Origin of the sequence: Dolichospermum sp. DET69 (assembly GCA_017355425.1) — a bacterium.
Lineage (GTDB): Bacteria > Cyanobacteriota > Cyanobacteriia > Cyanobacteriales > Nostocaceae > Dolichospermum.
Genome location: CP070233.1, coordinates 219,489 through 232,578 on the forward strand (window position 1 = coordinate 219,489; position 13,090 = coordinate 232,578).

The following is a 13,090-nucleotide window of genomic DNA, read 5'->3' on the forward strand; positions in this document are numbered from 1 at the left end:
AAAATATAATATAAACCTAACCCCCCAACCCCCTTCCCTACCAGGGAAGGGGGAGTCAAAGCCTCTCCCCTGGTAGGGGAGAGGTTTGGAGAGAGGTTTTATATTTAATTGTGCCAAGCTACTTAAAATGCCGATAAAATAACCTCAGCTTGAGTTTTTGCATTACGAGTGGAGGTTGTTGGTTTGACAGTAGGTGGTGCGAATTTGGGTTAATTGTGGATGTTGGTGAACATTATTTCCTAGATTTTGGCTAAACTAGAAGCGACAAAGCAACCCATTACAAAGATTAGTAATTCAATATTCATGGCAAATCCCACCGCAACTCTAGAAACTTCCCTTGGTACGATTACTCTTGAGCTATTCACCGATGTTATGCCTATAACGGCGGGAAATTTCATCAAATTGGCTAAAAGTGGATTTTATGATGGTCTGCATTTCCACCGTGTAATTAAAAACTTCATGGTGCAGTTTGGTTGTCCTCACAGTAAAGATCCTAGCTCTCCTCGTGCGGGTACAGGTAATAGTCCTGATGGTTGCATTCAAGATGAGCATCCTGAAGATGGGAAACTTTCTAACGAACCAGGCACTCTATCTATGGCTAATACGGGGTCCCCTAATAGTGGCAGTTGCCAGTTTTTCATCAACACTGTCCACAATCACTATCTGGATTGGTTTACACCTGGTCAATCTAAGCATCCTGTTTTCGGTCGAGTTACTGAAGGGATGGATGTATTAAAAGCCATTGAAACTACTCCCACAGGATCAGGCGATCGCCCCAAAACTCCAGTTAAAATGATCAAAGTGACTATCCACGAATAAAATCAAGGATTTAGTGCGGAGGTTTCTCCGCACACCGTTATCTTCAGGCACAATCCCATGTTTTTCATGAAAGAACTCCACAGAACAACTAATTCGGATGAAACAAACTAACCTTGAGTTTCTTCTTCAGTAAAGATAGGAGGCCATAATTCAGAAACAGCTAATTCCCAACCTGGAAAAAGTTCTGGTAAAGTTAAAATATCGCCATTATTTAAAATAGTTGGTTTACTTTGATGACGATAAACAGTTACAGTTTCTTCATCAGGATCAATTAAAATTCCAATAATCGCACCTAATTTGATAAAGTTGAGAATTTTAGTAACTAAAGGTTTAATTCTATCACTTTGAGATTTAATTTCTACTACTAAATCTGGTACAAGTTCGCCAAAATACCGGGGACTTTGACGCAGACGTGCAGCCCGCACAAAAGAAACATCTGGTGCGGTGAGGTTGCTATCAGGTAAAATAAAACCCCCAGCAGAATCAAATACTCTTCCTAAACGACGAGGATTTACCCAAGCAAAGAGGAAAGCAATTAAACGACTACTAATTTCACTAGATACAATATCTGATGGACCCACTATAGAAATTTTCCCGTTTGTTAATTCAACATCATAATCTAAACCAGCTTCACTGAAAGCGGTTTGAACTTGTTCTACATCTTTAAGGGTCATGATTGGCATAAAATAATCCTGCTAATATATAAGAGGGTGTTTGAAAAGTCTAATTTATACCCACCTGGCGACTAGAAGTCACAGCTACACAGACAAAACCCACCTTCGTGGGTTAAATAACCTTAATTTTTCGTTAGTCCACGCACCATCTGGACTTTGCTTGTGTAGTAGCGTACCCTTCGGGAAGCAAGCTACGCGAAGCGTGCCGGAGGCATCTTTATATTCGCCCAAAACTTTTCAAACATCCTCTAAAGTTGGGGTAATTAAAACAAACACAATTTGATTTTAGATTTCCTTAAATCGTATCTGGATCAATATTTAACTCTCTCAATTTTGCGGCTAACCTTTGGGATTTTTCATCTGATATTTTCGCCTTTTCTGCTTCCATTGCTGCTCTTGTTGCTTCCATCTCTGCTCTTGTTGCTTCCATCTCTGCTCTTGTCGTTTCCATCTCTGCGCTTTCTTCCGGTGTAGGAACTAAAACTCCTGATGACGTAAAATATCTTAATAAACCCTCATGAATCCCTAAATATAACCCCAATTCTTCACTCCATAAATGTCCTTTTTCATTAGGTTGTAAGGGTTGATATTTGCCACTGATTAAATTAAATCCTGCAAATTCTAATGTATAAGGATCAAACCAAAAATAATCAGGTGTACGGAAAGTATCTTGATAAAGTAGTTTTTTAGTTTCTCTATCAGTTTTAGCTGTAGTTGGTGAAAGAATTTCGATAATGACATGAGGATATTTGCCATTTTCTTCCCACACTACCCAACTTTTTCTAGTTTTCCGTTCTGTTCCTAAAACTACGAAAAAATCTGGACCTCTAACATCTTCTGATTTTTTTTGATGAGGACTATAGTAAATACTTAGGTTTCCGACAGCATAAAAATCAGTTCTTTCCTTCCATAGCCATTCTAAACATTTAAAGAGGAGAATAATTTGTCGTAAATGTAGTTCTGTTTCCACAGGAGGTTCATCACTATATAGGTCACTGGGGGGGAAAATGATATCTTCTGATATATCTTCTGATGTGTTAGTTTGTAATTCCAGTGCTTGAGTAATCATCATGTATGATACCAAGTAATTATTGATTTATTGTAGCATTAATTGTCAATTACTTTCACTGAATTATCGCAAATCTCTTAAACATTTGCCATAGCTTTTTGCCGTCATCCACACGATCTAAAAATTGCTCGACCAAAAGGAACTTACCTTAAGGGACTTCAAATTAAAAAAATACCCAAAAATTTTTTGTGGTGCGGGACGAAAAGCCCGCTAACCATCAAGGACGGGCAGGATGCCCATCCCACAAAATTGGGTAATTTATTTTTTGGTGTTCCCTAAGAACAAGCCCCATATCTCATCAACCGCCTTGTCACCCGTTAAGCAGAAAATTAACACACATTGAAATGGCTAATTCTAGGTCATTAAATGGTAGCATAGATGATTACTTATGGTAACTATTTATAGTAAATATTGGACTGATTTGGCACAAGGTTGTTAGATGTTGTTGAGACGTTTTTTAACTTCCCTTTGATATTTCTTGTTAGTATGCATACCAACCCCTTTAAACAATTACAAGTCAATCTTTCTGTAACCGCTGCTACTATAGCCTTGTTGGTTACTGCGCCATCAATGGCTCATGGTCAAGTTAATAGTACCACCACTAAGCCGACCTCATCAAATTCTAAGACATCAGTAGTTAATATATCCATTACTGAGGCTGAAGTGCTGGCTGCTCAAAAAGCCTGGGGTGAAGCACTGGTTTCTATCAGTACCACCTATGATGAAAAGGGGATAGCCGCTGCTAGAACATTGGCTGACAATATAATAAATAAAGCATATGCTTATCAATCGGGATTGGTGTTGTTCAAGCCAACCTTGACAACTGGAGACCAGACCTTCCGCACGACACACAAAGGAGCTTTGTCTTATTTTGTGGGTGGTGATTCTTCCTTCCCTAAAGATACTGGTTTTGCTCTCAAAGGATGGCGAAAGGTGGAAATTCGCAACGCTGGTATTTTTATTGTTGGTAATACTGCTACCACTATGGGTAATGTTTCCATAACTGATAAAACAGGTAAAGTCACAACAGTAGATAAAACCTGGCAGTTTATTAGAGGTAGTGATGGAAAATTGCGTATTATTGTACACCATTCTTCTCTGCCCTATAGTCCAAAATAAATATGAAATAGACCCCTGACTTCTCTAAGAAGTCGGGGATATGAAATAACTCTATTGATGAGCGATCTGCTGGGAGCAGTGCCTTTAGAAATGAGGAAATCTAATCAACATTTATGATTATTGTTATGCGATCGCAGTTACTTCAAAATGCTAATTGGATTGGAATTTCGATTATTAGCCAGATTGAATTCTTAGTGTTTTCTGGGCTAACGGAAAGCGATATTCAACTGTTTCAACAATTTATTGAGCAGGTGGAAATTGTTGGTTTGACAGCGAGTGATGCCGTATTAGTTGAGAAGATTATTACCAAGTAATTATTGGTTTATTGTAGCATTAATTGTCAGAAATGGCTAACGCCACGCCGCGCTATCAGGATGTCCAGGATTTAAGGATTTACAGGATGTGATTGATTATTTTTTCAAATTATGTTGGGTTGTGTTGTTGCGTAACCCAACCTACAAACTAAAACTATTTGAATGCTTCGATTTGATCGGAATAAACATTAATTAGTTTGTGATTAATAACTAACATTTCAATCTCCGGCCAAACTCTAGCTAGAAATGAATGAAATTCACGTTTTCGCATATTCCCAAAACGCAGATGTACTATTTTAGGTGGGGATAAATCAACCATTAACCGATCCGAAAAATCAGCATCTTTGGTAACAATTACCAATTCTTTTTCCTTTGCATATTCCCAAATTTGGGTATCACTCGGACTATTCCCTAAAATGGAAACATGAATGATGGGCAAAGATGGAATAAATTGGATTTTAATAGGGAGATTTTCATCAAATAAAAATCCATTCATGCAATTTTTCTCACTTCGTAATGATTCCCCATCAATTTTGCTGCGAATTGGATGCAAGCATAAATATCTTCCCTTTCTAAAGATGGGTATTCTTCTAATATTTCCTCGATAGAATCACCTGCACCTAAAAATTCCATAATTGTTTGTACTGTAATTCGAGTGTTAGCAATAATAGGTCTTCCATTACAAATATCTGGATTAATATTGATTCTAGTTGCCATTTTGTTTACTCCTTTTGATGGTTTATTAATTGTAGCATTTGTCAGAATCAGGATGTCCAGGATTTTAGGATTTACAGGATGTAATGGATTATTTTTTCAAATTATATTGGGTTTTGCTGTTGCTTAACCCAAGTTTATATCTTAAAGGTATGTTAGAGGAAGTGGTAGACCATACCTACAGGTTTATAAATTTGCTAGTATTAAATCTTGACGCTGAGTGAAATTATACTCTAAAATTATACTGAATCAAATCAAATTGGAGTTTATATATCCATGATCAACCAGCAAAATACAAGTAATAAAGTTATTCAAGAACTACAAAACCAAATTGGCGACAAAATCATCGCTTCTTTTGATATGGTTGCACAAGATAGAAGTAATTATTTTGCTAAAAATCCTTATCAACATCAAAGACCTTCCACAGAGTCAGCTAATTCAATTGTGAATGGCTATGCAAAATGTAATGGAGGGATATCAGCAGCAGCTAATTTAGTACCAGCAGGTCCATTGGGAATATTAGCAGTTGCTCCAGAAATTATCACAGTAATGCGAAACCAAATTGCGATGATTTATGATGTGGGTGTAGCTTATGACAAGCAGCAATATTTAAACAAAGAACTATTAGCAAGTGTCTTAATTTCTTCATTGGGTACAGCAGCAAATAGAGTTATTGTTATCAAAGCTAGTGAAATTATCGCTAGAAAATTAACCCCGTCCATGTTTAAACGTATAGTTCATCAATTAACAGCAACCGTAGTCAACAGCGCAGCGAAATCAAGCGTTAGCAAATGGTTGCCTGGAGTTGGTCCTACTGCTATGGGTTTATGGTCAGCCTATTCAACTAAACAAGTAGGTAATAAGGCTATTCAAATATTTGAAAAAGAAATTGAGATATTAGATGAGACTCAATCATTAAGTGAAAGTAGCATTGAATATACTGATAATCTTTTTCCTACAGCTGACAACTTTACATACCGTTACATACCTTTAAATTTTCCTGTTTACCTACTTAATACAAACCTTAAACATTAATGATAGCGATCGCACTTTCCCAAATATCCAATGATAAGATCAAGAAAACTAAAGATAATTTACCAATGACAACTACACTAGTTAAACCATCCCAATTACTACCTGAAGGAATCTGCATCAAGCATATCAACAACCTCATGCTATTCAAATTTACCGATAAGCTAGGTGAACGGATGCAAGAACTGCTTGATAAAAACAAATTAGATACCCTCACCCCAGAGGAAGCAATAGAACTAGAGGCAATAGGTGAACTTGACGACATCTTCAGTTATATTAACGCTGCTGTTGCCGCTCAAGACCATGCCCATTCCTAAAACTCTTTATCAGCAAGTCAGACAACGCGCTCAATGTCGCTGCGAATACTGTCACTACCCTGAACTTCTCAGCACAGCACCTCTTTCTATTGACCATTTGCAACCTCAATCTCTGGGAGGTACGGATAATTTCGATAATCTTGCTCTGGCCTGTCGTCGTTGCAACGAAAGACGCTACAACTTCACTACGGGTATTGATCCTGATACGGGAAAAGAAACTCCCTTGTTTAATCCCCGTCAGCAAATCTGGTCTGAACACTTTATCTGGAAATATGACGGCTTATGTATTATTGGTACTACTCCTACGGGGTGTGCAACCTGTGAACGTCTTGATCTAAATGATGAACGTCGTGGAGAAAAATTCATTCAGAAATCTCGACAAAGATGGGTTGAAAGTGGTCTACATCCTCCTGAAGATGATCCACAAGAATGATGGAAAAAATAGTTATTAGGGTACATTGGACAAATAATCTAATTAGAAAAAGATCAATTAAAAATCTAACAGACCCTAGTATTTAGTCTAATAAAATTCCCAATAAAAAAGTTTTCTATTGAACATTCTTGATTTAAGCCAAATTTAAGCCAAATCTCAAAATCAGATATAATCAGACTTTTACTACTTGCAGTTATCCACAAACAATGTTATTATCAAACATAATAAATTTCATTTAGTCTAAAAATTAAACTCTCTTAATTCCCCAACAAAAAAACCTCAACTTAACGCACCTTTCCACCAACATAATCAAGTTCGGAGTAATCCCAAGAGTGCATTTGACGGAAAGGAAGACCCATCTTTTGGAAGACATACTTCTCTTTCACACCAGAAGCAACTAAGTCTGGCTTCAATGCTTTGATGAACTCTTCAAATTCGTAAGCGGTAACGTCGTCATAAACGATTGTTCCGTTTTCGATGTAGTGAGTAGTACGTTTATAGTCGTCATTATGAGCGAACTCATAACCTGTACCAATCATCTTCATTCCTAAATCTTGGAAAGCGGGAACAACGTGACGAGGACGTAGACCACCAACCATCATTGCAACTGTCTTACCTTCCAAACGGGGGCGATATTGACCAACAATCGCATCCATTGTGGGTTGGTATTTAGCAATTACTTTTTCAGCATTTGCTTGAATCTTCGCGTCAAACTTAGAAGCGATTTCACGTAAAGATGCTGCAATCTTGGTAGGTCCAAAGAAATTATATTCTAACCAGGGTATACCATAAGCCTCTTCCATATGTCTGCTGATGTAGTTCATCGAGCGGTAACAGTGGATGAGGTTCATCTTCACGTTGGGGGTCATCAACATTTCGTTGATTGTACCGTCACCAGACCATTGAGCAACAACACGCAAACCGATTTCTTCTAATAAGATGCGGCTGGCCCAAGCGTCACCACCGATGTTGTAGTCACCAATGATGGCTACGTCATAAGGAGTGCCTTCAAACTTGAGAGTACCGTCTTTCTTAGCTTTGTCTGCTCTGGGGAATACCCAGTCACGAATCATGTCGTTAGCGATGTGGTGTCCTAAAGACTGAGACACACCACGGAAACCTTCGCAACGGACAGGAATAACTGGCTTACCGATGGTTTTGGATGTATTTCTAGCTACTGCTTCGATGTCATCCCCAATTAGACCGATAGGACATTCAGATTGAATAGAAACCCCACGGTTTAAAGGGAATAATACGTCTAATTCTTCAATTAATTTAGTGAGTTTCTTGTCACCACCAAACACGATGTCGCGTTCTTGGAAGTCGGAGGTGAAGTTCATAGTACCAAAGGTATCAATACCTGTTGTACCTAAGTAGTAGTTACGACGACCAGACCAAGACCAGTAACCGCAACCTACAGGACCATGACTGATGTGGATCATGTCCTTGATAGGACCCCAAACCACACCTTTAGAACCTGCGTAAGCACAACCACGAGCGGTCATTACACCAGGTAAAGATTTGATGTTAGATTTAACACCACAATCAGCCTTACCTTCTTCATATACATTTAAATGCTTCTCACGCTTCTTAGCAGCTTTTTCGGGGTAAGCTTTGAGAACTTCTTTAACTAGTTCTTTTCTTTGTTCAACAATCTTCTTGTCGTCGGTCGAAGCCATTGTTAATCTCTCTTGCTCCTAAGGGAACGCAATTAGGGATGAGGTTGAGGTGTTTGGGGATATTAAGTCCCCTATTGTGATAGAGGAAATGTTGGTCAAAGGTGAGAGCTTTTGATGTGATGCTCTCTGCCTTTTTCCTGGTGCTAAAAATTCTTTCTTCGTAGCGAATTATGCTTATTTAGCAAGCAATTTTGCAGCATTTTCTTCGCTTTCAAGAATACCGAATTCGATTAACAATTCTTCCAACTCTTCCATTTCGATAGGTGTGGGGATGGTGAGGTGTTTGTTGTTAATGATCTTCTTAGCTAATTCGCGGTATTCGTTAGCTTGTTTGCTATCAGGTGCATACTCGTTCACTGTCATACGACGTAGTTCAGCGTGTTGAACTATGTTGTCGCGGGGAACGTAGTGAATCATTTGAGTGTTCAAACGTTTTGCCAAGGTTTCGATTAATTCGATTTCTCGGTCAGTGTTACGGCTGTTACAGATCAAACCACCTAAACGTACTCCACCGGAGTGAGCATACTTAAGTACACCACGAGCGATGTTGTTTGCAGCGTACATCGCCATCATTTCACCTGATGTAACGATGTAGATTTCTTGTGCTTTACCTTCACGGGTAAGACTATTGATATAATCTAAATTCACGTAAAGTGTTTATTTTCTACAATGTTTACTGCGATCATTGTCAGAAATGGACAGTTTTTTTATTAGGGTGAATCTAGGGTATGAACAGATCACAGGAAGCATTTGCCGATTTTCAACCAACAGCTATCACGGATGGGGGATATTTAGGTAGAATGCAAGCAGTAAATGACCAAGAAGTTCACATCACAACTAAGTTACAGACGGAATTAAAAGCGGTAAATACTAGACTAAAAGCAGCTAAGGTTTGTGTTTATATCCGAAAATCTGGTAATTGTTTACAGTTGAGAAGTACCCTACCTATTAAACCAGGGGATATTGATAAAAACGGTAGCGGTACAAAACAATATGATATTTCTTTGAATATTCCCTTTAATTTTGATGGCTTGAATACCGCAGAAGAAGAGGCTTATGAACTAGGAAAACTGATTGCTAGAAAACAATTTCAATGGACAGATAAATATTTAGGAAAAACAAGAATTAAAGCTAATTTACAAAATATTAGTGACTTAATTATAAATTTTGAAGAAACTTATTTTCAAACTAGAAAACGGACTTTGAAAAGTGAAAATACTTTTAATAGTTATCAATATATTGCCCAAAAGCATTTACCGAAGGATAAACTAGCGATAAATGCTAATTTTATTGAAGCTGTGCAATCTTGTAGTTCTTCAGATAGTGTGAAAAATGAGTTAATTAAGGTGATTCGGGTGTTATGTAAATGTTCTGGTTTAGAAGTACCGGAGTTAAATAACTTTAAAATCCAATCTACTGCTAAAAGAAAGCGGGATATACCGACAGATTTAGAAATTGAGAAAGAATATTTAAGGTTTCAAAACTATGCTTTGAACCGTCCCACTAAGTTAATAAATAGGGAAGATCGGAATAATTGGAAATTATGGAGATGGGTATATGGAATGTTGTCAACTTATGGATTAAGACCATTAGAAATTTTTGTTAAACCTGATTTAGATTGGTGGTTATCATCAGATAATACCATGAATACATGGCGAGTAAATGAAGAATGTAAAACTGGAGACAGGGAAGCATTACCATTATATCCGCGTTGGATTGAGAGTTTTAATTTGAAAAATGATCAAGAAGCAATTGAGTTATTAAAAGCAAAGATTGCCGATAAAATTACCAGTAAACAACTTAATGCCGTGCGACATGGTACAGATAGATGGTTTAGATTTGTAGAGATTCCCTTTCAACCCTATGATTTACGTCACGCCTGGGCAATTAGAGCGCATTTGATGGGGATTCCTATTAAAGCTGCGGCTGATAATTTGGGTCATTCTGTGAATATGCACACTTCAATTTATCAGAAGTGGTTTAGTTTAGAAAATCGCAATGTGGCTATTGAAGAAGCTATTAAGAAGAAGTCAAAGGCGGAAGAGTTACAAGAGATGGTTATTCACCTGGAAAGGGAAAATGATCGGTTAAGAATTGAGAATGAACGATTGAGGTTGCAGATGGGACACAGTTTGATGAAAATTGAGTTAAGATAAGAGTTAGCCTCACGCTCTAGACGCAGAGGCGCAAAGAGTAATTTTATAAAACTAGGAATGTTATAAGATATGTCTTATAGTCAATTTACATCTATTGGTAAGGTTAAAGAAGCTTTTGGGTTAAAAACTCAGGAAGGTGGGCGTTTTATTCCTGTTATTGAAAAAATTGAACCATCTGTGACGCTAAAAGCATATCTTGAAGAAAGTTTACCGCTTGCTGGTTCTGCTAGTGAAAAAGCACGTTCAGAAGGGATTATTTACCCAGTTTTGTTAGAGGTCAGAAGAATTTTAGATCGGCAAATTAGTTTATTTTCGGGTGAAGATTTTACAGTTGATGAGTCAGTGGGACTTAATGGAATTTGCGATTTTCTATTAAGTAGTTCTCCTGAAGTGTTAGAAATTGAAGCGCCTGTAATTGTCATTGTCGAAGCAAAAAAGGCTGATTTAAGAACTGGATTTGGACAATGTATTGCAGAGATGGTGGCCGCGCAAAGATTTAATGCTGCTAAAAATAATCCCCTTAGCGTTATTTATGGTGTAATTAGTAGTGGTACACAATGGCGTTTCCTGAAGTTGGAAAATGATCTTGTCACTATTGATTTGATGGATTATGCTCTCCCACCTGTGGAAGAAATTTTGAGTATGTTAGTTTGGATGATGCAAAATGGGGGTTAATTCAGCAATTAAAAATTACTTCCCAATAGTTAATCTATATCCTCTAGTTCAGGAATATGTTCATTTTCATAGTTTTCAATTAAAACTCCGATGACTTCCATGAGTGAAGCAAGGGGATGGCTTTCATCTTCACCAACTTGATCTATAAGAGAATCTAGTATATCAACTAAGTGTTCATATTCCTGTTCTGTGTGAGGAACAAAGACATTTTCGGCAATGGATGACCAAGCATTAATGGTTTTTTCAAAGTTTAAAGTTTGCATTATTCTTTCCACTTTCCTTCATCATATTCTGAATGTGTTAGCACAGCACGGATATAGATTTTTTGGCGGTTATAATGAATTGCTGCAATTAGTCTAACTTTGTTACCACCAATATTAAAAACTGTCAATTTACCAACTTGATCTGCTGATGGAAACATTTGACGGAGTTCTACAAATGAGATAAATTCATTTTCCTTTACTAATTGATACCACTGAGATAGAGCATTTTTTGTATCTGGATAAAGTTTAGCAAATTCATTTAGTCGTTTACGAGTAATAATGTGCATTTGAAAAACCCTGATTTCTTAGTAATTTAGTCATATTTTAACTTTTGTGGTAGTTGTTGAAAAACTAATTCACCTTCTATTACTTCACCTTGACGAATTTGCTCTGTTCCTTCAGCAATTTTTCGTCTTAATTCACTAAGTTGCTTTTCTTTTTCCTCATGTTGTTCTAAAAGTTGAAAAGCTATGGATAATAACTCATCAATGCTTTTATATTTACCTTGTTGTAGTTTTTCAAGAATGTATTTTTCCTGATCTGGCTTGACTGCAATTTGCATTTTTATCTCCTTATCTTTGAATTGATAATAATTCTCCAGATTATATCCTTAACATTCATTTTAGCATTAAATCACCTACTTTTATCCACTAAATGCGATTCCTACGGAGTGCTTCGCTATCGCACCTATAACCCAACAATACGGGAAAAGCGTTAGTGTAGCTCACGGAAGGTATCGCTCACTCAAAACCCACAACACCGGAAATGCGATCGCTAGGTCGCGCTGCGCTATCGCTCTCTCCTGACAAATATCGGAAATACGTTCTTTCCAGTTCATTGTAGGTATCGCTTGCAATTTAGTTTATATCCTGTTTTGGGATATCCCATATTAGGATACTAAACTGCTTATGTTTTTCTAGTTAAGTACCCATGACTTTATCTATTTTTACAGAGCAATATACAAAATTTCGAGAACTTCTTATACAATATCGTCAACGCATTTCAGTCACTCAAGCACAATTAGCGCAAACATTAAACCGTCCACAATCTTTTGTATCAAAGTATGAAAGTGGTGAACGCAGACTTGACATTATAGAGTTTCTGGAAATTGCAGCAGTTCTTCAATTTGATCCTTGTGAATTACTAAAAAGAGTTAATGATGATAAATTACCAACCCAGACTATTATGGATGAATGGGAAGTTACAGCAAATGAATTGACAATTTTATTGGAAGAAAATCCTAGTCTGAGAGGAATGCTTTTGGGCTATGTTGCCGAACTTAAACTCAGGAAAATAATTGCTAATTTTCCTGGTGTAAAATACATGAAAAAGTTTGATGATCATGATAGAAAAAAGAAAGGGGATTTGCACATTATTTATCATCATCGAGCCTTTAGTATTGAGTCTAAATCTTTGCAAAAGACTCAAAGTAAATGGAACAAAGAAAGTCAAACTTGGTTTGGAAAAGCTCAAGTAGATGCCAGTGATAATCGTGAAATTATTCTTCCTAATGGTAGAAAATTAAAAACAACCCTTCTTATAAGAGGAGAATTTGATATTCTGGCTGTTAATTGTTATGGATTTAATAAAATATGGAACTTTCAATTTGCTAAAAACTGTGATTTACCATGTTCATCCTACAAAAAATATACAGAAGAAGAAAGAAACTTTTTAATATCTAGTTTGATACCTGTAAGTTGGCCACCGCAACCCCCATTTTATAGCGATTTGACAGAATTACTGGAGCAAATGCTCGAAGCCGGGGAAGGTTGTGATCCTTCAGAGTTGGGATTAGAGCAGGAAATATAGAAATTATAAATTCTATA

At 37.0% G+C, this 13,090-nt stretch carries 17 protein-coding genes and 1 pseudogene; 9 read left to right on the plus strand and 9 right to left on the minus strand.

Features of this window, described 5'->3' with window-relative positions; translation table 11 throughout:
* The first annotated feature begins 303 nt into the window (after positions 1–303).
* Positions 304–819, plus strand: a complete 516-nt coding sequence (locus EZY12_01215) for a peptidylprolyl isomerase (GenBank protein QSX70468.1) — start codon at positions 304–306, stop codon at positions 817–819.
* 107 nt (positions 820–926) lie between these two features.
* Here the strand turns inward: EZY12_01215 and EZY12_01220 are convergent, their stop codons facing one another.
* Together EZY12_01220 and EZY12_01225 are read right to left on the minus strand one after the other, a co-directional pair.
* Positions 927–1,502 (minus strand): Uma2 family endonuclease, encoded by a 576-nt coding sequence (locus tag EZY12_01220; GenBank protein QSX68364.1) that lies wholly within the window; start codon positions 1,500–1,502, stop codon positions 927–929.
* 286 nt (positions 1,503–1,788) lie between these two features.
* The gene (locus EZY12_01225) at positions 1,789–2,565 is read right to left on the minus strand and encodes a Uma2 family endonuclease (protein ID QSX68365.1); all 777 of its coding nucleotides are present in this window, start codon (positions 2,563–2,565) and stop codon (positions 1,789–1,791) included.
* 483 nt (positions 2,566–3,048) lie between these two features.
* On the opposite strand from EZY12_01225, the gene EZY12_01230 reads away from it, so the two are divergent.
* Both EZY12_01230 and EZY12_01235 read left to right on the plus strand, forming a co-directional pair.
* The gene (locus tag EZY12_01230) at positions 3,049–3,681 is read left to right on the plus strand and encodes a hypothetical protein (protein QSX68366.1); all 633 of its coding nucleotides are present in this window, start codon (positions 3,049–3,051) and stop codon (positions 3,679–3,681) included.
* Positions 3,682–3,794: 113 nt separating this feature from the next.
* The gene (locus tag EZY12_01235) at positions 3,795–3,995 is read left to right on the plus strand and encodes a hypothetical protein (protein QSX68367.1); all 201 of its coding nucleotides are present in this window, start codon (positions 3,795–3,797) and stop codon (positions 3,993–3,995) included.
* 154 nt (positions 3,996–4,149) lie between these two features.
* Here EZY12_01235 and EZY12_01240 read toward each other — a convergent pair whose 3' ends face one another.
* Both EZY12_01240 and EZY12_01245 read right to left on the minus strand, forming a co-directional pair.
* Entirely contained in the window at positions 4,150–4,491 is a 342-nt protein-coding gene (locus tag EZY12_01240; GenBank protein ID QSX68368.1) for a DUF5615 family PIN-like protein, read from the minus strand.
* A complete protein-coding gene (locus tag EZY12_01245; protein QSX68369.1) occupies positions 4,488–4,712 on the minus strand; it encodes a DUF433 domain-containing protein in 225 nt (74 codons plus the stop codon). Before EZY12_01245 ends, EZY12_01240 begins: the two co-directional genes overlap by 4 nt.
* A 273-nt stretch (positions 4,713–4,985) precedes the next feature.
* On the opposite strand from EZY12_01245, the gene EZY12_01250 reads away from it, so the two are divergent.
* The 3 genes from EZY12_01250 to EZY12_01260 all read left to right on the plus strand — a co-directional run bounded on the left by EZY12_01250 (position 4,986) and on the right by EZY12_01260 (position 6,491).
* Complete coding sequence (locus EZY12_01250) at positions 4,986–5,744, plus strand: hypothetical protein (protein QSX68370.1); 759 nt, start codon at positions 4,986–4,988, stop codon at positions 5,742–5,744.
* 65 nt (positions 5,745–5,809) lie between these two features.
* Positions 5,810–6,058 (plus strand): hypothetical protein, encoded by a 249-nt coding sequence (locus EZY12_01255; GenBank protein ID QSX68371.1) that lies wholly within the window; start codon positions 5,810–5,812, stop codon positions 6,056–6,058.
* Entirely contained in the window at positions 6,045–6,491 is a 447-nt protein-coding gene (locus EZY12_01260) for an HNH endonuclease (GenBank protein ID QSX68372.1), read from the plus strand. Before EZY12_01255 ends, EZY12_01260 begins: the two co-directional genes overlap by 14 nt.
* A 284-nt stretch (positions 6,492–6,775) precedes the next feature.
* On the opposite strand, the gene nifD is transcribed toward EZY12_01260, so the two are convergent.
* Both nifD and nifH read right to left on the minus strand, forming a co-directional pair.
* A complete protein-coding gene (gene nifD, locus EZY12_01265) occupies positions 6,776–8,170 on the minus strand; it encodes a nitrogenase molybdenum-iron protein alpha chain (protein ID QSX68373.1) in 1,395 nt (464 codons plus the stop codon).
* A gap of 174 nt (positions 8,171–8,344) precedes the next feature.
* Positions 8,345–8,788 (minus strand): annotated as a pseudogene (gene nifH / locus EZY12_01270) (nitrogenase reductase).
* Between the two features lie 110 nt (positions 8,789–8,898).
* Between nifH and EZY12_01275 the strand changes: the two are divergent.
* Together EZY12_01275 and EZY12_01280 are read left to right on the plus strand one after the other, a co-directional pair.
* On the plus strand, positions 8,899–10,326 hold the full coding sequence (locus tag EZY12_01275; protein QSX68374.1) for an integrase: 1,428 nt from the start codon (positions 8,899–8,901) through the stop codon (positions 10,324–10,326).
* Between the two features lie 69 nt (positions 10,327–10,395).
* Positions 10,396–11,001, plus strand: a complete 606-nt coding sequence (locus EZY12_01280; protein ID QSX68375.1) for a hypothetical protein — start codon at positions 10,396–10,398, stop codon at positions 10,999–11,001.
* 29 nt (positions 11,002–11,030) lie between these two features.
* On the opposite strand, the gene EZY12_01285 is transcribed toward EZY12_01280, so the two are convergent.
* From EZY12_01285 to EZY12_01295, 3 genes are read right to left on the minus strand one after another with little or no spacing between them, the layout of a single operon-like run.
* Positions 11,031–11,264: a hypothetical protein gene (locus tag EZY12_01285; GenBank protein QSX68376.1), complete on the minus strand. Its 234-nt coding sequence runs from the start codon at positions 11,262–11,264 to the stop codon at positions 11,031–11,033.
* Positions 11,264–11,551 carry a type II toxin-antitoxin system HigB family toxin gene (locus EZY12_01290; GenBank protein QSX68377.1) on the minus strand — a complete coding sequence of 96 codons (288 nt, stop codon included), beginning with the start codon at positions 11,549–11,551 and terminating at the stop codon, positions 11,264–11,266. The genes EZY12_01285 and EZY12_01290 overlap by 1 nt, the downstream gene beginning before the upstream one ends.
* A 26-nt stretch (positions 11,552–11,577) precedes the next feature.
* Entirely contained in the window at positions 11,578–11,826 is a 249-nt protein-coding gene (locus EZY12_01295) for a type II toxin-antitoxin system ParD family antitoxin (protein QSX68378.1), read from the minus strand.
* Positions 11,827–12,194: 368 nt separating this feature from the next.
* On the opposite strand from EZY12_01295, the gene EZY12_01300 reads away from it, so the two are divergent.
* The gene (locus EZY12_01300; GenBank protein ID QSX68379.1) at positions 12,195–13,073 is read left to right on the plus strand and encodes a helix-turn-helix transcriptional regulator; all 879 of its coding nucleotides are present in this window, start codon (positions 12,195–12,197) and stop codon (positions 13,071–13,073) included.
* Positions 13,074–13,090 lie beyond the last annotated feature (17 nt).

Coding starts and splice junctions, on each gene's coding strand:
- EZY12_01230 (QSX68366.1), top strand. CDS start 3,049: ATGCATACCAACCCCTTTAAACAATTACAAGTCAATCTTTCTGTAACC.
- EZY12_01285 (QSX68376.1), bottom strand. CDS start 11,264: ATGCAAACTTTAAACTTTGAAAAAACCATTAATGCTTGGTCATCCATT.
- EZY12_01235 (QSX68367.1), top strand. CDS start 3,795: ATGATTATTGTTATGCGATCGCAGTTACTTCAAAATGCTAATTGGATT.
- EZY12_01255 (QSX68371.1), top strand. CDS start 5,810: ATGACAACTACACTAGTTAAACCATCCCAATTACTACCTGAAGGAATC.
- EZY12_01290 (QSX68377.1), bottom strand. CDS start 11,551: ATGCACATTATTACTCGTAAACGACTAAATGAATTTGCTAAACTTTAT.
- EZY12_01215 (QSX70468.1), top strand. CDS start 304: ATGGCAAATCCCACCGCAACTCTAGAAACTTCCCTTGGTACGATTACT.
- EZY12_01240 (QSX68368.1), bottom strand. CDS start 4,491: ATGAATGGATTTTTATTTGATGAAAATCTCCCTATTAAAATCCAATTT.
- EZY12_01220 (QSX68364.1), bottom strand. CDS start 1,502: ATGCCAATCATGACCCTTAAAGATGTAGAACAAGTTCAAACCGCTTTC.
- EZY12_01250 (QSX68370.1), top strand. CDS start 4,986: ATGATCAACCAGCAAAATACAAGTAATAAAGTTATTCAAGAACTACAA.
- nifD (QSX68373.1), bottom strand. CDS start 8,170: ATGGCTTCGACCGACGACAAGAAGATTGTTGAACAAAGAAAAGAACTA.
- EZY12_01300 (QSX68379.1), top strand. CDS start 12,195: ATGACTTTATCTATTTTTACAGAGCAATATACAAAATTTCGAGAACTT.
- EZY12_01295 (QSX68378.1), bottom strand. CDS start 11,826: ATGCAAATTGCAGTCAAGCCAGATCAGGAAAAATACATTCTTGAAAAA.
- EZY12_01225 (QSX68365.1), bottom strand. CDS start 2,565: ATGATGATTACTCAAGCACTGGAATTACAAACTAACACATCAGAAGAT.
- EZY12_01275 (QSX68374.1), top strand. CDS start 8,899: ATGAACAGATCACAGGAAGCATTTGCCGATTTTCAACCAACAGCTATC.
- EZY12_01245 (QSX68369.1), bottom strand. CDS start 4,712: ATGGCAACTAGAATCAATATTAATCCAGATATTTGTAATGGAAGACCT.
- EZY12_01280 (QSX68375.1), top strand. CDS start 10,396: ATGTCTTATAGTCAATTTACATCTATTGGTAAGGTTAAAGAAGCTTTT.
- EZY12_01260 (QSX68372.1), top strand. CDS start 6,045: ATGCCCATTCCTAAAACTCTTTATCAGCAAGTCAGACAACGCGCTCAA.